The following is a 16,960-nucleotide window of genomic DNA, read 5'->3' as shown; positions in this document are numbered from 1 at the left end:
AGCGTCACTGTGCCGCTGCCGAGAGGTCGTCCTCCTCGGCAGCGGCACTGCTGTAGGTGCGCAACCCCTTCAAGGTCAGTGCGAGAACCGCCAGCACCACGATGCCGCCCGCCCCGTAGAGGAGGAACGCCTCCCGCGGACCCACCGCGGCGCCGACGGCGCCGGCGACGAGCGCTCCGGCGGCCGAGCCCGTGGAGATCTGGGCGCCCCACACACCGGCGACGCGTCCGCGGTATTCCTCGGGGGTCTCGGTCTGGATGACCGCGTACCGGAGGATGTCACCGAGGACGCGGCCGAATCCGTGCGCGGCGAGCCCGAGGAACGTGACCGCGATCATCGGGACGGCGCCGACGCCGATCAGCCCGGCCGACGCGATCATGGCCGCGAGGAACACGATCAGGCCACCGCGACGCGCAGTCCCCGTCCAGCCACTCGTGAGTGATCCGGTGAGGGCGCCGACCGCGGGGGCGCTGTAGAGCAGTCCGGTGGCCGCCGGTCCGGCGTGGAGGACCTGGCTGGCGTAGGCGGGCAGCAGCACGTTCCAGCCGGTCAGCATCATGGCGCAGAAGCCGACCAGAAGCGTCCCACCGACCACGGAGTCCTTGGTGGCATAGGTGAAGCCGCTGGCGATCGACCGCAGCGGACTCTCGGTGTTCTTGACCGGCGGCGGCAGCGACGGCAGCCTGGCGATGCAGTACGCGGTGATTCCCGAGGACACCGCGGCCAGAACGTAGTTGGTGCCCACGGATGTCGCCGCGATGATCACACCGCCGATGGCAGGTGACGCGACCGTGCCGAGATCGGCCATCACGGTCATCAAGGCACCGGCGGCGGCCATCTTGTCCTTGGGGAGCAGCGACGGGATCACCGCCATCAGCGCGGTCGCGGAGATGCCGCCGGCGAGGCCCTCGATCACGCCACACAGGTAGATGATCCACAACTGGGGTGTGGGGAGGAACGCGTTGACCGCGAGGATCGCGAAGGCCAGACCCGCTGCGGCACGGGCGAGCGAGATGACCGGTCGGCGGTCGTACCGGTCGGCGATCACGCCGCCGAACAGGGTGCCGATGAACACCGAGGAGCCCACGACGATGCTCGCCGCGCCCACTGCCAGTGTGGAATTCGTCATGTCGTACACCTGCAGCGGCACCGCCACCAGGAGCAGACCCAGACCGAAGATGGAGATCGTGCGGGCAATGAAGATGTATCGGAACTCGCGACTCGTCCGTAGAGGCGTCAAGTCGATTGCGTATCGCGATAATCCAGCCATTGTCATCCATTCACATTCGGTTGCAACAGCTCTCCGTTTCGCCGTTCGCGCGGAGAGCAACTATGCTTAGGCTTCACTAACCCAGCAACCTACCCCATGTCGTCGAATCGGCTCAACGGGCCGTGGTTCGACCGACGCACCGGAGGATGACAGTGAGTTCCGCTCCCAGCACAGTTCCGACCCGCGACCGAATCCGCGCCGACGTAGCCGACGTGCTCGGCGTCCCGGTCGCCGAGATCGACGATTCCGCGAACCTCCTCGACGAGGGAATGGATTCCGTGCGCGTGATGGCGCTGGTCGAACGATGGCGGGCAGACGGCGTCCAGGTGGATCTCGTGGACCTCGTCGGTGAGCCGACGCTCGACGCCTGGTTCGAGGTGACGGCAGCACGCTGAGCGGTCCCACCGCCTACTCTTGATCCGGCTGGTCGATCCCAGGGTCGGCGCGGACACGGGAGGATGCGAGGGGACATGGCTCACGAAACCAGCGGTGCAGACAGGATGAGCGTGCTCCGGACACCACGGTTCTGGATAGCTCCCCTGCTCCTCGTCTCCGTCGTCATGTCCCTGCTGGCCGCGCTGTACATGGGTGGAATGCTCAATCCCCCCAAGCACCTCAACCACTTCCCCATCGCGCTCGTCAATCAGGACGAGGGCGACACCACGCCCAATTCCAACCCGCCGCAGCAGCAGAATTTCGGCGACCAGATCGCCGCCGGGCTCGTCGAGGGTGTCGATCCGGACAAGGTCGAACTTCGGCAGATCGGAATCGCCCAGGCCCAGTCCGCACTGGACAACGGGGAAATCTACGGTGCGATCGTCATACCGAGCGACTTCACGAAGCGCACGTTCATCCTCGCCCAGGCCGGCGTGATTCCCGGAGACGTCGAACGTCCGGTGATCACGATCTACACGAACCCCCGCGCGGGCACGATCAGTGCGAACCTCGTCCAGAACATCGGGGAGATGGCGTTGGACAAGGCCAATCAGACGATGGGCGAGCAACTCACCACCCAGGTGACGCAGCAACTCCAGGCGACAGCCCCCGACCTCCAACTGTCGGGGGCCAGCCGGCTCGTGCTCGACGACCCCATCGACGTGCGGGTCGTGGCCCACAACCCGCTGCCCGACGGCACCGGCTTCGGCTTGGCGGCGTTCTACTACGCGCTCCTGATCGTCCTGGCCGGTTTCACCGGTGCGACCATCGCGAGCACCCTCATCGACGGCATGCTCGGATTCACTCCGACCGAGGTGGGGCCGCTGTACGTCCACAACGAGGCGGTCCCGATCTCACGTTTCAACACCCTGCTCATCAAGTGGGCGGTGATGGTTGTGCTGGCGATGATCGTGTCGGGTCTGTACCTGTGGATCAGCTCGGCCCTCGGCCTGCCGATCACCGATCCGCTCGCCCTGTGGGAATACGGCGCCTTCGCGATCGCCGCGGTCGGGATCACGGCGATGTCCGTGATGGCCGCGTTCGGCAACCTCGGCCTGCTCATCAACCTGCTGGTCTTCGTCGTCCTGGCGCTGCCCTCGTCGGGCGGCACGATCCCGCTCGAGGCCGCGCCGCGCCTGTACACCTGGCTCGGCGAGTTCGAACCGATGCACCAGATCTACATCGGGGTGCGCGCCATCATGTTCTTCGGCGCAGCGGGCGACGCAGGGCTCATCCACGCCGTGTGGATGACTCTCGCCGGCCTTCTCATCGGCCTCGTCTTCGGTGCCGTCATCACCCGGTTCTACGACCGCAAGGGCTTGCATCGCCGCCACAAGGCGCAGACCGAACCCGAACCGGTGGACGCAGCCGGGGCGTGAGTCACGCGGGCGCGGACGACCAGGCCGTGCCGAACTGTTCGTACCAGGGATGCGGGGCGGGCACCGCCGCCAGGATCCGTTCGACGAACCGATCGGGGTCGCCGAGTTCGGCGAGTCCGACTCTGCGGCGCTCGTAGTCGGCGAATTTGTCGTGCAGTCCGGCGATCACCTTGTCGGTCACCGTCTGCTCGAACTCTTCGATGGTTGTCATCGGATGCCCCTCCTTCCGGCGAGAAGCGTCTGCGTTCAGTGTAGTGCCGACCTGCGGATTTACCCTCGCCCGGCGGCGGATTATCGACTGTCGGTGACGCAGAGCAGACTGTGCCCGTGAGAGTGCTCCTGGTTCCCGACGCCGACGGTGGCGCGACGACCGTTCGCACCGATCCCGCGGGCGTTCCGATCGAGTCGCCACGTCGTCACCCCGACGCTGTGGCCGCCGTCCGCGACATCGAGGCCACCGAACACCCCCGCTGGGTCTGGACGAGTACCGCGGCCGTCTATCCGGCACTGCTGCGAGCCGGGGTGCGGGTGCGGCGCTGCCAGGACCTCGCGCTCACCCACGCCATCCTCAGCATGCGCGACGGTGTACCCGCGCCACCGCCGGACGAACCCGTCGACGAACGCCCCGGCCTGTTCGAGACCGCACCCACCACGGATCCGGCGCAGGTGGTGGCGGACTTCGCGGAACAGCGGAACACGATCGGTGACGACGCCCGGCTCGACCTTCTGGTGGCCGCCGAGTCCGCGGGAGCGCTGGCCGCCGCGGAGATGAGCTTCGACGGACTGCCGTTCTCCACCGTTGCCCATCGCGCGTTCCTCGAGGCGGCGCTCGGTCCGCGGCCTGCCGGGTACGACCTGCCGCAGCGCATCCAGGACGTGACCGTGGAGATCGGGGCGGCGTTCGGCCGTCGCATCAACCCGGCGTCCCACGTGGAGGTCGTCGACGCGTTTCGCCGTGAGGGCATCGAACTCGCGTCGACCCGCAAACACCTGCTGCGGGAGGTCGATCACCCTGCCGTGCCGCTGCTCCTGCGCCACCGGGATCTGTCCAAGTTGTTCAGCACGAACGGCTGGCAGTGGCTGGACAGTTGGGTCCGCGACGACCGGTTCCGGCCCGTGTACGTTCCCGGCGGCGTGGTGTCGGGCCGCTGGGCGAGCCGCGGCGGCGGCGCACTGCAGATTCCGAAACCGCTGCGGTCGAGCGTGCTCGCCGACCCGGGCCACACGTTCGTCATCGCCGACGCCGGCCAACTCGAACCCCGCATCCTGGCCGCCTTGTCGGGGGACGCCCGCATGGTTGCCGCCGCGGGCGCCGACGACCTGTACGCACCGGTCGCGGCGGAGACGTTCGACGGCGACCGAGGCAAGGCCAAGGTGGCGATCCTCGGTGTCCTGTACGGCGCCACCGCGGGCGAGGCCCGTTCCCTGCTCACCCTGCTGCGCACCCGCTTTCCCGTCGCCGTCGAATATGTGGAAAGGGCGGCCCGCGCCGGTGAACGCGGCGAGGTCGTGCACTCGTGGCTCGGCCGGGCGTGCCCGCCGCCGTCCCCCGACTTCTGGTCGCACGGCGACGCGCATTCCCGCGGCCGGTTCACCCGAAACTTCGTGGTGCAGGCCACGGCATCCGAGTGGGCACTGTGCGTGCTCGCGGATCTGCGGCGCCGGCTGGCGGACGACCCGGACAGCGAACTCGTCTTCTTCCAGCACGACGAGGTGATGGTGCATACCCGGGATCCGGAGTCGGCGACGCGGCACATTCTGGGCGCGGTCGAGGTAGCCACCCGGTTGCTGTTCGGCGAGACGCGGGTGCGGTTCCCGATGGATGTGGCGGTGCGGGACTGCTACGCCGAAACCTCCGACGAGGCCTGACGCGCGCGGATTTCCGGTGTCGCCGGTGCGCTCGACATGGTGTACTGGGACGCACTGCTGGCGGGGGCGGCGAAGGAGAACCCATGACGAAGCTGGATTCGACGGACTCGAGCACCAGCGGCGAGACGCCGCGCAGGTTCCGCTGGCCTGCGTTCACCATCGTGGCCATCGCGATCATCGCGTTCTTCGCGGGCGGATTCGGGGGTTCCTTCCAGGGCAAGCTCACCGAGGTCCAGAAGAACGACAACGCCGCCTACCTGTCGAGTTCCGCCGAATCGACGATCGTCACCAACGAATCGTCCAAGTTCCTCACCGTCGAAACGATCCCCGGTTTCGTGCTGTTCCACAGCGACGCCCCGCTCACCGAGCAGGACAAGGCCGCCATCGCCCAGGCACGTGACGCCATCGCGGCAGTCGACGGGGTCGACGCCGAAGGCATGTCCCAGACACAGTTCTCCCAGGACGGCACCACGGCATCGATCTTCGTTCCCCTCGTCGCGAAGGAGGACGGCACGGCGGTCGCCGGCGATGTGCTCGCCGCCACCGAGGAGAACGTCCTCACCGCCGCGAAGAACGCGGCCGCCGGGCTCGAGGTGCTCCCTGCCGGTCCCGGTGGTCTGCTGGTGGCGTTCATCGACGCGTTCGCCGGGCTCGACGGTGCACTGCTGGGCGCCGCCCTGCTCGTGGTGGTCCTGATCCTGCTGGTGGTTTACCGCTCCCCCGTGCTGTGGTTCTTCCCGCTCTTCTCGGCACTGCTCGCGCTCGGCCTGGCGTCGATGGTCATCTACTTCCTCGCCAAGGCGGAGGTGCTCACCCTCACCGGACAGAGTCAGGGCATCCTGTTCGTCCTCGTGATCGGTGCGGGCACCGACTATGCGCTCCTCCTGATCTCCCGATATCGGGAAGAACTGCACTTCTATCCCAGCCGGTTCGACGCCATGGTCAAGGCGTGGAAGGAATCCGCCCCCGCCATCACGGCGTCGGCGGTCACCGTCATCCTCGGTCTGCTGTGCCTGACGTTCTCCGAACTGAACTCCAACAAGAGTCTCGGGCCGGTCGCCGCGATCGGCATCGCGTGCACGTACCTCGTGATGATGACGTTCCTGCCCGTCGCGCTGTCCGCGGCGGGACGGTGGGTGTTCTGGCCGCGGAAACCCAAGGTGGACGAGGCCGCCGACCTCACCACGCACGGCCTGTGGGGCAGGATCGCCGCCCAGGTCGGAAGCAAGGACCGTCCCCTCTGGATCGGTACGACGGTGCTGCTGGCCGTGCTGTTCCTGGTCGGCATCGGCAGTCTGAAGACGGACGGGCTGTCGTCGTCGGAGAACTTCACCAACCGCCCCGACGCCGTCGTCGGTCAGGAGTTGTACGACTCCAAATTCGATCCGGGCGCCGGCGCGCCCGCCGTCATCGTCACCAATGCCGATCAGACGGACGCGGTCATCGCGGCGGTGAGCGGTGTGGACGGGGTGTCGACGGATCCCGGCGCGGTGTGCCCGCAGGTCGACGTCGAGAAGCTGTCCGCACTCGTCAAGTCCAACCCGGCCGCGGTGGCTTCGGCAGCCGGGCAGGGGTGCGCACCCGACTTCCTCACGGCCGCACCGATCGACGGGCGCATGGTCGTCAACGCGACACTCGCCGACTCGTACGATTCCCCGGAAGCCCTCGAGACGGTGAAGCGACTGCGCGACGCGGTGCACGCCGTACCCGGTGCCGATGCGCTCGTCGGCGGCAGCACGGCAACCACTCTCGACGTGCAGACGGCGTCGGTGCACGACCGGAACCTGATCATCCCGATCGTTCTCGTCGTCATCTTCGTCGTGCTGGCCCTCCTGCTCCGCGCCCTGCTCACACCCATCATCCTCATCGCCACCGTGGTCCTGTCGTTCGCGGCCACCCTCGGGGTGTGCGGACTCTTCTTCACCCACGTCTTCCATTTCGCGAACGCAGATCCGGCGTTCCCGCTGTTCGCGTTCGTGTTCCTCGTGGCGCTCGGCATCGACTACAACATCTTCCTGATGACCCGGGTCCGCGAGGAAACCGAGGAACACGGCACCAAATCCGGTGTGCTGCGGGGACTGGCAGTGACCGGTGGCGTCATCACGTCGGCCGGTGTCGTACTCGCCGCGACGTTCGCGGTACTGGGCGTGCTGCCCCTGGTGTTTCTCGCCGAGGTCGGTTTCGCGGTCGCGTTCGGTGTGCTGCTCGACACGATCATCGTGCGCAGCATCCTCGTCCCGGCGCTCTCCCACGACATCGGCAAGAAGATCTGGTGGCCGTCGGCGCTGGCGAAAGCCAAGGACTAATACGCTTCGTCGGTCCACAGGTGGAACAGCGCGTAGGCCCGCCACGGTCGCCACGACTCGGCGAGTTCCGCTGCCTGCCTGCCGGTCCTGACCTCCAGCGCACGTTTGAGGACGAGGTCGTCGGGTGTGAACGCGTCCGGGTCGGCCAGCACCCGCACCGTCAGATAGTCCGCCGTCCACGGGCCGATGCCGGGCAGTGCGAGCAGACTGGCCCGGAACTCGGCCGGGTCGGTGTCCGCGTCGAGGCGCAGACCGTCGGACGCGGCCTCGGCCAGCGCGAGCACCGTCCTGGCCCGGGCGCCGGTGAGACCGAGGGTGGAGCGCAACTGTTCGGGTGCGAGCGCCGCGAGCGTCTCCGGTTCGGGAAACGCGAAGAATCCGTTGTGGACGGGCCGACCGTACGCGGACACGAGCCGGCTGCCGAACGTCCGGGCCGCCGCCAGCGAAACCTGTTGTCCGAGAACGGTCAGAACCGCCGTTTCGAACCCGTCCACGCTCCCCAGGCGCCGCAGACCCGGTCGTAGTGCCACCAGCGGAGCCAGTTGCGGGTGACGGCTCAACGCGGCGTCGATCGGCAGCGGATTCGCGTCGAGGTCGAGCCAGCGCCGGACCGCGACGGTCAGCGCTTCGACGTCTCCCGGATCCGCCGGTGTCAGGTGCGCCTCGACGTACCCGCCGGCGGGACGTACGACCACGGACACCAGCGCGGGCCCGTGCGGACCGTTCACCACCCGGGTGTGGGTTCCGTCGGGGTCGTGTCGCTCGAGCCCGGACACGGTGTGGGCGCGGAGCGCGCCCCACAACGGCGCATGGGTGAACGGGCCCCGGTACGGCAGCTGCACTCTCATGCGTCCTCGAGTCCCGTCATCCGCAGCGTGATGTTCAGTCGGCCCGTTGTCAGTCCGCAGTCCGGATCGTTCGTGCCGGGAAACACTTTCGGCACTCCGTGATATGCGAACCGGGACTCGCCACCGAACACGAAGAGGTCGCCCGACAGCAACTCGACATCGGTGTACGGCTTCGTGCGGGTGGCAGTGTTGCCGAAGCGGAACGTGCACGTGTCGCCGATGCTCAACGACACGACGGGCGCATCGGACCGCTCCTCCTTGTCCTGGTGCATGCCCATCTTCGCGGTGTCGTCGTAGAAGTTGATCAGCGCGGCATCGGGTGTGTACCCGTCGGCGGGCTTCCCGTAGGCCTCACTCACCGCTCGCCGGCCGAGTTCGACCAGCCAGCCGGGAACCGGCGCGACACGGCCGCCGCCCGCGTCCTCGGCGGTGCGCGAGTAGGAATACGGCTTCCAGTGCCAGCCGAGGCACACCGTCTGCACCGACATGCGATGCCCCGTCGGCAGTTGCGCGGCCCGCATCGGGACCGGTGCGGTGGCCCAGCGCCGGCATTCGGCCACCAGGTGGCGCTGCTCCTCCGGCGTGAGCCAGTCGGGGACGTGGACGGCGCCGGGCGCCACCACAGTTCGGGGCCGGGGTATCAACGCGGACATCACGGTCACTCGGCGTCGTGCAGGACCAGGCCGAGGGTCCGGCGGGTGCCGCGCCGAACGGTGCTGACACCGTGTCGTACCGGTCCCGTCGACCAACCGCGGGTCGAGCGTACGGGCCTGTCCCTGGTGGTGAAGATCAGCGCATGACCCTGCTGCAGCGTCGTCACCGTGCCCCGGGACTGGGCGCGGGGTCGCTGCTCGACGAGCATGAATTCCCCGCCCTCGTGGTCCACTCCCGGGCGGTCGAGGCCGATCACTACCTGCAACGGGAACACCAGGTCACCGTAGAGGTCGCGGTGCAGAGCGTTCCAGTCGTTCGCGCGGTAGCTGAGCAGGATGGGTGTCGCCCGTTTCTGGCCGGCGTCGTGGCACATGTCCAGCCATTCGTCGAGGGTGTCCGGCCACGGCGCGGGCTTCCTCAGCTTGGTCGCCCAGTCCCGTGCCACGGGAAGAAGTTTCGGGTAGAAGGCGGCACGGAGTTCGGCCACGACCTCCGGTAGCGGGTGGTCGAAGTACCGGTACTGTCCCGAGCCGAAACGGTGCCGGGCCATGTCGACGGTGGACCGGAAACGCTCGACCTCCTCGTACATGTCCGCGATCTGCCCGCACTCCTCGGCCGTCAGGATCTGCTCGGATTGCGCGCATCCCGCGGCGTCGGTCTCGCCGTGGAGACCCTGCCAATCGAGGTCGTTCACGCGTTGCGTCAAGGTAGTCATGCCGCTGCCTCCAATGTCAGCAGAATCGACTTGGCTTCCGGCCCACCCGCGTACTGGCCCATGCTGCCGTCGCTGCGGACCACCCGGTGGCAGGGAATCACGACGGGGAGCGGGTTGAGGGCGCAGGCGGTTCCGACCGCGCGCACTGCCTTCGGGCTGCCCGCGGCCGCCGCGACCGAGGCGTAACTGGCGGTGTGTCCGTAGTCGATCTCGGGAAGATGGTGAAGTACCTCGAGCCGAAATCCCTTGGACAGCCTGAAGTCCAGCGGAACGTCGAAGCTCGTGCGCTCGCCGAGGAAGTATTCGTCGATCTCGTGGGCCACCCGGTCGAGCCGGGCCGGTGCGCGCAGGATCCGGGGGCTGATCTGCTCGGCGAGGGTCTGCAGTACGGCGTCGTGATCCTGGCTGGGGAAGGCGACCCGTACCAGCCCGCGATCGGTGGCGGCGAGGAGAAGCGAACCGACGGGGGTGTCGAGGGTCCGGTACGCGACGTCGAGGAGCCCTGCTTCGGCGGCGAGGGCGGCGAGCCGCTCACGCAGATTCTGCTCGACCGCGGAGTCCGACGTGGACAGGGCGTAGACGATGTCGGGGATGTTCATGTGATGTCTCCACTCACAGAGATCGAGAGGGTCTTGCGTAGCGCCGCAATCCCGTCGGCGGCGGCCCGTCGCGACGCGTCCGGGGAGTTGCTCAGGATCACCGCGATCTCGGCGTACGGCAGCCCGGCCAGGTAGTGATACGCCACCGCCGCCCGTTGCTTCATCGGCAGGGCGCCGACCGCGTTCCACAACTCGGGGTCGTGACCGCCGGGGAGTCCGCGGTCGGTCGTCTGCTCGGGAAGCTCGTCGGTGGGGACGGGCCGCCGGTCGCGCGCACGAATGTGGTCGAGCGCTTTCCGGTGCGCGATGGTCACCAGCCATGCCTCGACGTTGCTCCCGGGACGCAGGTCGGGGTACGCCCGCATCGCGGCGATGAAGGTCTCCGACCAGGCGTCCTCGGCGTCCACCGGACCGACCACGGCCCGACAGACCCGCAGGACCGTCGGCCCGTGCTCGGCCACGATGTCTTCGAACGGCTTCAGGGTCATCAGCTCAGCCGGAGTCCCGCCCGTTCCGCTTCGCGTTCGAGCAGGAACCGTTTGCGCTCGAGCCCGCCCGCATACCCCGTCAGGTTGCCGTTGCTCCCGATGACACGGTGGCACGGGACGATGATGCTGATCGGATTCCTGCCGTTCGCCGCCGCCACCGCGCGAACCGCAGTCGGGGTGCCGAGGGAGTCGGCCAGCTGACCGTACGTCCACGTCTCGCCGTACGGGATGGTGCGCAGGGCGTCCCACACCCGTTGCTGGAAGGGCGTGCCCCGCGCGGCGAGCGGGACGGTGAAGTCGGTGCGCCTGCCGTCGAAGTATTCGGTGAGCTGGGTGACGGCCTCGTCGAAACCTGCGGTGTCGCGCTCCCCGAACGTCGCGGGATTCGGCTGATGCCGGTGTTCGACCATGTAGATGCCGCTCAGCACCCCGTCGACGCTCACCAGCGTCAGGGGGCCGATCGGTGAATCGATGACTGTGTGTGCTGCTCGGTCGGCATTCACGGTGCCAATCCTTCCAGGTGTACGGGCCTCTGAAAGGTAGACGTCTGCCACGACCGAAACGTGAGGTGCGAAATGCATCAGGCAGGATGGGCCGATGGCTCTCGTACAACTCGGCACCCGCGACCTGGTGCGTACCGTCACCGGGATCGCCCGGTGGTCGGCGGACACCGCTGAACTCGTCGTCTCCCTTCCCGGCCGGATCGGCACCCTCCTGGACCAGGTCGAGGTGCTGATTTCCCGCATCGAGGCAATCAGCGACGGCGCCGAGATCGCCGTGGCGAGGGCGAACGCGGTTGCGGAATCGGCGGCGACCGTCGTCGCCACGGCAGGGCACACATCCGCGTCGGCGCAGACTCTCATCGGTCTGTACGAGCCGCTGGCGACGAAGGCCGCCCCACTGGCGCAGCGGTTCGTCGACGACCTCACCGAGGAGGAGATTCACGCCGCGATCGGGTTGGTGGACCACCTGCCCGAGCTGACCCTGCGCATGGAGGGGCTGATGCCGATCCTGGCGACCCTGGACACCGTGTCGCCGGAGATCCACCAACTCCTCGAGGAGGTCCAGGGCGTGCGTCAGGCGATCCAGGGCGTCCCCGGTTTCAAGTTCTTCCGCAAGCGTGGCGAGGCCCAGGAGGACGACGACTACGCGCGGTAGCCGTCCGTTCCGGCGCGTCCGACGACGATCTTCGGGACCACCGCGCGCGACGACAGCCGCAGCAGGGCGTCGACGAGTTCGACGATGTCGTTGACCTCGATCATCGCCTCGGGCGGGATCGTGTCGTGGATCCAGGCGGACATGTCGGTGTCGACGTACGCCGGGGCGAGCGCGGTCGCGGAGACTCCGTTGCCCGACTCCTCCACGTTCAGCGTCTCCGTCAGGGAGATCAGCGCGGCCTTGGTCGCCCCGTAGACGGCGAGCCCTGCCTCGGCGTACACGCCGGTGATCGATGCCAGGGCCACGACCTTGGACCCGCGTCCCGGGTTCTCCGCCGCACCGGTACGCAGCAGCGGCAGCGACTGCTGCAGAAGGCTGAACGGCGCCCGCAGGTTGACTCCGAGGCTCTTGTCGAATCGGCGCATGGGGAACTCGCCGATGGGGCCCGCGGTTCCCACCCCGGCGTTGAGCACCAGCGCGTTCAGCGAACCGTAGGCGTCGGTGTGCGCCTCGACGACGCGTCCGGCAGATTCCTCGTCGGCGAGGTCACCGGCGACCACGACGACGTCCTTCGCGCCCGCGGTCCGCAGGTCGGCGCCCACGGACTCGAGCCGATCACGATCACGGGCGGTGATCGTCAGCCCGTACCCCTGTTCGGCGAGACGGGTGGCGATGCCGAGTCCGATGCCACGCGAGGCGCCGGTGATCAGTGCGGTGCGACTCATACGGTCTGTCCTTTCAGGGCGCGCAGGCCGGCCGCGACGAATTCGGGCACCGCGTCGCCTGCCTTCTCGAAACCTTCTCCGACGGTGGCGCCGACACGGTAGCGGTGGTTGATGCCCTCGGCGATCACGGCGAGTTTGAAGTTCGCGAGCGCCAGGTAGAAGTTCCAGTGGACCAGTTCGCGCCCCGACGCCACGGTGTAGCGCTGCGCGAGATCGTCCGCCGACGGCAGTCGCGGGCTCGTCCAGGCCGCCGGTTCGCCGAGCACCAGGTCGAGAGCCGGATGCCGGTAGACGCACATCAGGGCGACGTCGGTGAGCGGGTCGCCGAGGGTCGACAGTTCCCAGTCGACGACCGCCGCAACGGTGCTCACGTCGCCGGCCGCGAGGATGGTGTTGTCGATGCGGTAGTCGCCGTGCACGATCGACGATTCCGACTGCTGCGGAATCGATTCGACCAGCGCGGCATGCAGGCGGTCGACGTCCGCGGAGTCCGTCGTCTTCACTCGCCCCCACTGGCTCGCCCACAACGTGACCTGCCGGGCCACGTACCCGTCCGGGCGGCCGAGCTCGCCCAGGCCGACGGCGTCGTAGTCGACGTTGTGCAAAGCGCCGAGCACGCGGACCAGTTCGTCGGTGCACGAGTCGATGTCGTCGTCGGACAGCGCCTCGAGATCCGACTTGGTCCGGATCACCTGGCCCGTCACGTGTTCCACCACGGTGAACTGCGCGCCCATCACACTGTCGTCCTCGCACAATGCGACGGTGGCGGCCACCGGGACGTCGGTGCCCTGCAGCGCCGAGGTGATGCGGAATTCGCGGGCCACGTCGTGCGCCGACGGTGTGAGCCCCGCGGTGGGCGGCCTTCGCAGCACCCACCGCGAGGAGTCGTCGAAGATGGCGTACGTGAGGTTGGACTTGCCGCCCGAGATCAGGTCGGCCCGCAACTCACCGGCGAGAGGAACGTCCGACTCGGACAGGAACTTCCGCAGCGCAACGAGATCGAGTCCCCGATGTTCGGTCATGCGCCCGCCTCCCGCGCGGCCTTCTTCGCAGCACCGACGACACGCTTGGCGATGGCCCAGCGGTGCACCTCGGACGGTCCGTCGTAGACACGGAACGGTCGCACCTCGCGGGACAGCCGAGCGAGGGGCAGGTCACCGGACACGCCGAGACCGCCGCACATCTGGATTGAGCGGTCGACGATGCGGAAGATGGCCTCGGAGGCGTAGGTCTTGGCGATGGACGTGGAGTTGCTCGCGTGGCCGCCCTGATCGAGTTCCCAGCACGCCCGCGTCAACAGTGCGCGGGTGGCGGCGATGTCGATCTCGTTGTCCGCGATCATCTTCTGGACCATGCCGAGATCACCCAGCTTGCCTCCGAAACCCTCACGCTGCGCGACGTGTGCCACGGCGACGTCGTGGCCGCGCCGCGCCGCACCGAGCCACCGCATGACGTGCGTCATCCGGGCGGGCCCGAGCCGGACCTGGGCGTAGGCGAATCCCTGGTCCACCTCGCCGAGAACCCCGCTGTCGGCGACGAACAGGTCCTCGAAGAACACCTCGCAGTGCCCACCGATCATCGCCCGGTCCAGGGTGTCGATGTGACGACCCACCCTCAGCCCCTCGGCGTCGGCCGGCGTGAGGAACATCGTCGCACCACCGCGGTCGCCGGGCACGCCGGACGTGCGCGCGAAGATGATGAAGAATCCCGCGCCGTCGGCTCCGGTGATGAAGTACTTGTGGCCGTTGATCTTCCACCCGCCCGGCACCTTCTCGGCGCGCGTGGTCAGTGCCGAGGGGTCGGAGCCGGCTCCGGGCGACGGCTCGGTCATGGCGAACGCCGACCGCATGTCGCCGTGCGCGAGCGGGGCGAGGAACCGCTCCTTCTGCTCCGGGCTGGCGATGTGCGCGAGCATGTGGACGTTGCCCTCGTCGGGGGCCCCGATGTTCAGGGCGGTCGGGCCGAACAGCGAATAGCCCGCGGCCTCGAAGACGGGCGCGCGATCGGTCATGTTCAGGCCGTGTCCGCCGTACTCGACGGGTGCGTGCGGGGCGAAGACTCCGGCGTCCTTGGCTGCCTTCTGCAGCTCCACGCGCAGGGTGTCGCCACCGGCCGCGGTGATGTCGCCGCCGTGCTCGTCCTCGATGGGCAGCACGACTTCGCGGGTGAACGCCTCGGTCTTCTCGACGAGCGCGGTCACCTCGGGTGCGTAGGACAGATCGATCGCCACAACTACCTCCAGTCAATACGGCGACTCCAGTACCGACCGATCACTCGCTCGGTCGAAGTCGTCACCGACAATTCCACACCTTCGAAAGCCGGTCAAGACTCAGTCGGACGCGCCGACCGTGCTCCTCGCGATCGCCAGGTACCGCTCGACCAGTTCGTCGGGCGACAGCGGCCCGTCCTCCCGGTACCAGGTGGACACCGCGACGCACATCGTGACGACGGCACGGCTCGCGTCCTCCGGGAACGGCGTCCGGAACAACCCCGCCGCCACCCCCTCGCGGACGATGTCGTCCAGCATCTCCTGCTGCTCGTCGCGCAGCGCGATGTACGCCTTCCGGCTCTCCGGTTCCATGCTCCGCGTCTCCCGGGACGCGACGAAGGCCTGTTCACGCCGGTACATGTGGAACCGCAGCAGCGACTCGATGACCGCGTCGAACCGCTCGCCCGGTGTCGGGCCCGCCTCTGCCACCGCCGCGTGGCTGCGATCGAGGAGTTCGCGCATCACCGCGTTCGTCAGCCCCACCAGCAGCGCCTGCTTGGAGGGGTAGTGGTGATAGAGACCGGGGACCGACAGACCGGCGCGTGACGCGATCTCACGGATCGACGCCCCGTCGTACCCCTTCTCGACGAACGCCGCCAGCGCCGCGGCCAGAACCTTGGACAAGCCCTGGTCGGTGTACTCACGCCAGGAACTGCCGCGCTGGGTGCCCTCTATCGTCATGGGTCCTACGGTAGAACAGATACCCGCCGCTCCCCTGCTGTGGTCGCGGGAGTTGACTAGAGTCGAACGAGGTCGCCCAGATCGACAGCCTTCTCCGACAGAGAGCCAGGGACCACCTGATGATCCACGTCCGTCACTCCGCGATCGCAGCCGTCCCCATCCACGTGGCGTTCGCGTACATCGACGATTACCGGACGGTCCCCGACTGGATGTTCGGGGTCTCGGAGTTCCGTCCGATCGGGGAATTCGACCAGGGGATGGAGTCGACGTTCGACGCCGCGATCCACATCGGCCCCAGCACCCTGCGGTCGCGGCTCGAGGTCACCGAGTGGGAGCAGGACCGGGTCATCACCCTGGCGTCGCTCGACGGCGCCGCCAACTCCTCGACCTGGGAGTTCACCGCTCACGGTGAGGACAAGACCGAGATCAGCGTGGACTTCGCGTACAAACTCCCCGGCGGCCTCACCGGCAAGGCCCTCGGTCTCATCGTCGAACCATTCGTCGAAACGGCCGTGAAGAACACCGAGGTGACCTTGCGGCACAACCTCGAGGAGCTGTACGCGAAGCGCAACCGCTAGCGTCCGGGCAGGAAAGCCAGCCGTCCGACTGTCGTCCCCTCGCCGAGCCGTGCGATGCCGTCCGCGACGTCGGTGAGCCCGAGCCGCTCGCTGATCATCGGCTTGATCTCGCCGGCCGCGGCCATCCTCGTCAGCTCTTCGTGACACTCCCGGATCGCAGCGGGGTTGTTGGCGTTGTACAACCCCCAGTGGAGCCCGATGATCGAGTAGTTCTTGATCAGCGCGTGGTTCAGCCCGGGCGACGGGATGGTGCCGCTCGCGAACCCGATCACGATGATGCGACCCTCGAACGCGATGCACTTGGTCGACTTCGTGTAGGAGTCGCCACCCACCGGATCGAACACGACGTCGGCACCGCGGCCGTCCGTGAAGTCCTTCACGGCCTGCACGAAGTCCTCGCTGTGCCGGTCGATCACGAGGTCGGCACCGAGTTCCCGCGTGTAGGCCGCCTTCTCGGGACCGCCGACGACGCCGATCACCTTCGCACCCGCCGCCTTACCCAGTTGCACGGCCGCGCTGCCCACACCACCTGCCGCAGCGTGCACGAGCAGGGTTTCACCGGGCTGGATCTGCGTCCTGCGGTGCAGCGCAAACCATCCCGTCTGGTACCCGATCGACAGTGCCGACGCCTCGGCGTCGTCGAGGGCCTCCGGAGCGGGGAACGCTGTGGCCGAGGACATGACGGCCAGCTCGGCGAACCCGCCGTTCGGAAGACTCGGCATGCCGATCACCCGGTCACCGACGGAGAACTCGGTGACACCCTCGCCCAGACCCACCACCTCGCCGCACAGCTCCACACCGGGAGTGAACGGAAGCGGCGGCTTGATCTGGTACTCGCCGCGGCACAACAGCACATCCGGGAAGTTGGCGGCGGCCGAGAGCACCTTGACCAGCAACTCCCCGGGCTTCGGTTCGAGGTCGGGGACGTCCTCGAACGTCAGAACGTCCCTCGGCTGCCCCAATTCGTGTACACGCCACGCCTTCAT

Annotated in this window: 19 protein-coding genes; 6 read left to right on the top strand and 13 right to left on the bottom strand. The window is 68.1% G+C overall.

The features are described from left to right. Nucleotides 1-4: 4 nt before the first annotated feature. The gene (gene entS, locus HGB39_RS07090; RefSeq protein ID WP_064080708.1) at nt 5-1,270 is read right to left on the bottom strand and encodes an enterobactin transporter EntS; all 1,266 of its coding nucleotides are present in this window, start codon (nt 1,268-1,270) and stop codon (nt 5-7) included. Between the two features lie 146 nt (nt 1,271-1,416). On the opposite strand from entS, the gene HGB39_RS07085 reads away from it, so the two are divergent. Together HGB39_RS07085 and HGB39_RS07080 are read left to right on the top strand one after the other, a co-directional pair. Beyond that, nucleotides 1,417-1,665, top strand: a complete 249-nt coding sequence (locus tag HGB39_RS07085; RefSeq protein WP_005569523.1) for a phosphopantetheine-binding protein — start codon at nt 1,417-1,419, stop codon at nt 1,663-1,665. Nucleotides 1,666-1,740: 75 nt separating this feature from the next. Continuing rightward, complete coding sequence (locus HGB39_RS07080) at nt 1,741-3,084, top strand: YhgE/Pip domain-containing protein (protein WP_043791231.1); 1,344 nt, start codon at nt 1,741-1,743, stop codon at nt 3,082-3,084. A gap of 1 nt (nt 3,085) precedes the next feature. Here the strand turns inward: HGB39_RS07080 and HGB39_RS07075 are convergent, their stop codons facing one another. After that, nucleotides 3,086-3,295 (bottom strand): hypothetical protein, encoded by a 210-nt coding sequence (locus HGB39_RS07075; protein ID WP_064080709.1) that lies wholly within the window; start codon nt 3,293-3,295, stop codon nt 3,086-3,088. A gap of 116 nt (nt 3,296-3,411) precedes the next feature. Here HGB39_RS07075 and HGB39_RS07070 point away from each other — a divergent pair, with 116 nt between their 5' ends. After that, nucleotides 3,412-4,953 carry a bifunctional 3'-5' exonuclease/DNA polymerase gene (locus tag HGB39_RS07070; RefSeq protein ID WP_043791228.1) on the top strand — a complete coding sequence of 514 codons (1,542 nt, stop codon included), beginning with the start codon at nt 3,412-3,414 and terminating at the stop codon, nt 4,951-4,953. Nucleotides 4,954-5,036: 83 nt separating this feature from the next. After that, complete coding sequence (locus tag HGB39_RS07065) at nt 5,037-7,259, top strand: MMPL family transporter (protein ID WP_064080710.1); 2,223 nt, start codon at nt 5,037-5,039, stop codon at nt 7,257-7,259. Here the strand turns inward: HGB39_RS07065 and HGB39_RS07060 are convergent. Genes HGB39_RS07060 through HGB39_RS07035 form a run of 6 tightly spaced genes read right to left on the bottom strand, consistent with a single transcriptional unit; the run spans nt 7,256 to nt 11,066 of the window. Further along, nucleotides 7,256-8,107, bottom strand: coding sequence for a DNA-3-methyladenine glycosylase family protein (locus tag HGB39_RS07060; protein ID WP_005569518.1), 852 nt, complete (start codon nt 8,105-8,107; stop codon nt 7,256-7,258). The two genes, HGB39_RS07065 and HGB39_RS07060, sit on opposite strands and share 4 nt — an antisense overlap. Further along, nucleotides 8,104-8,760, bottom strand: a complete 657-nt coding sequence (locus tag HGB39_RS07055; RefSeq protein WP_043791252.1) for an alpha-ketoglutarate-dependent dioxygenase AlkB family protein — start codon at nt 8,758-8,760, stop codon at nt 8,104-8,106. The genes HGB39_RS07060 and HGB39_RS07055 overlap by 4 nt, the downstream gene beginning before the upstream one ends. Before the next feature lie 5 nt (nt 8,761-8,765). Beyond that, nucleotides 8,766-9,476, bottom strand: coding sequence for a 2OG-Fe(II) oxygenase (locus HGB39_RS07050; protein ID WP_005569514.1), 711 nt, complete (start codon nt 9,474-9,476; stop codon nt 8,766-8,768). After that, nucleotides 9,473-10,075: a methylated-DNA--[protein]-cysteine S-methyltransferase gene (locus HGB39_RS07045; RefSeq protein ID WP_005569513.1), complete on the bottom strand. Its 603-nt coding sequence runs from the start codon at nt 10,073-10,075 to the stop codon at nt 9,473-9,475. The genes HGB39_RS07050 and HGB39_RS07045 overlap by 4 nt, the downstream gene beginning before the upstream one ends. Next, on the bottom strand, nt 10,072-10,563 hold the full coding sequence (locus tag HGB39_RS07040) for an RNA polymerase sigma factor (RefSeq protein WP_005569511.1): 492 nt from the start codon (nt 10,561-10,563) through the stop codon (nt 10,072-10,074). Before HGB39_RS07040 ends, HGB39_RS07045 begins: the two co-directional genes overlap by 4 nt. Next, a complete protein-coding gene (locus HGB39_RS07035; RefSeq protein ID WP_005569510.1) occupies nt 10,563-11,066 on the bottom strand; it encodes a methylated-DNA--[protein]-cysteine S-methyltransferase in 504 nt (167 codons plus the stop codon). The genes HGB39_RS07040 and HGB39_RS07035 overlap by 1 nt, the downstream gene beginning before the upstream one ends. Before the next feature lie 94 nt (nt 11,067-11,160). Between HGB39_RS07035 and HGB39_RS07030 the strand changes: the two genes are divergently transcribed. Continuing rightward, the gene (locus HGB39_RS07030; RefSeq protein ID WP_005569507.1) at nt 11,161-11,721 is read left to right on the top strand and encodes a hypothetical protein; all 561 of its coding nucleotides are present in this window, start codon (nt 11,161-11,163) and stop codon (nt 11,719-11,721) included. Here HGB39_RS07030 and HGB39_RS07025 read toward each other — a convergent pair. The 4 genes from HGB39_RS07025 to HGB39_RS07010 all read right to left on the bottom strand — a co-directional run bounded on the left by HGB39_RS07025 (nt 11,709) and on the right by HGB39_RS07010 (nt 15,396). Continuing rightward, on the bottom strand, nt 11,709-12,446 hold the full coding sequence (locus HGB39_RS07025) for an SDR family NAD(P)-dependent oxidoreductase (protein ID WP_005261346.1): 738 nt from the start codon (nt 12,444-12,446) through the stop codon (nt 11,709-11,711). The genes HGB39_RS07030 and HGB39_RS07025 overlap by 13 nt on opposite strands. Next, a complete protein-coding gene (locus HGB39_RS07020; RefSeq protein WP_005569505.1) occupies nt 12,443-13,468 on the bottom strand; it encodes a phosphotransferase family protein in 1,026 nt (341 codons plus the stop codon). The genes HGB39_RS07025 and HGB39_RS07020 overlap by 4 nt, the downstream gene beginning before the upstream one ends. Then, nucleotides 13,465-14,676: an acyl-CoA dehydrogenase family protein gene (locus HGB39_RS07015; protein ID WP_005569503.1), complete on the bottom strand. Its 1,212-nt coding sequence runs from the start codon at nt 14,674-14,676 to the stop codon at nt 13,465-13,467. Before HGB39_RS07015 ends, HGB39_RS07020 begins: the two co-directional genes overlap by 4 nt. 99 nt (nt 14,677-14,775) lie before the next feature. Then, nucleotides 14,776-15,396 (bottom strand): TetR/AcrR family transcriptional regulator, encoded by a 621-nt coding sequence (locus HGB39_RS07010; protein WP_005261343.1) that lies wholly within the window; start codon nt 15,394-15,396, stop codon nt 14,776-14,778. 119 nt (nt 15,397-15,515) lie between these two features. On the opposite strand from HGB39_RS07010, the gene HGB39_RS07005 reads away from it, so the two are divergent. Beyond that, nucleotides 15,516-15,974 (top strand): SRPBCC family protein, encoded by a 459-nt coding sequence (locus HGB39_RS07005; protein ID WP_005569501.1) that lies wholly within the window; start codon nt 15,516-15,518, stop codon nt 15,972-15,974. Here HGB39_RS07005 and HGB39_RS07000 read toward each other — a convergent pair. Then, nucleotides 15,971-16,960 (bottom strand): NADPH:quinone oxidoreductase family protein, encoded by a 990-nt coding sequence (locus tag HGB39_RS07000; RefSeq protein ID WP_005569500.1) that lies wholly within the window; start codon nt 16,958-16,960, stop codon nt 15,971-15,973. The two genes, HGB39_RS07005 and HGB39_RS07000, sit on opposite strands and share 4 nt — an antisense overlap.

The organism is Rhodococcus opacus (genome assembly GCF_012396235.1).
In the GTDB taxonomy this organism is placed as follows: domain Bacteria; phylum Actinomycetota; class Actinomycetes; order Mycobacteriales; family Mycobacteriaceae; genus Rhodococcus_F; species Rhodococcus_F opacus.
The sequence above is the reverse complement of the archived record's forward strand: the minus strand, read 5'-3'. Positions and strand labels throughout refer to the sequence as shown.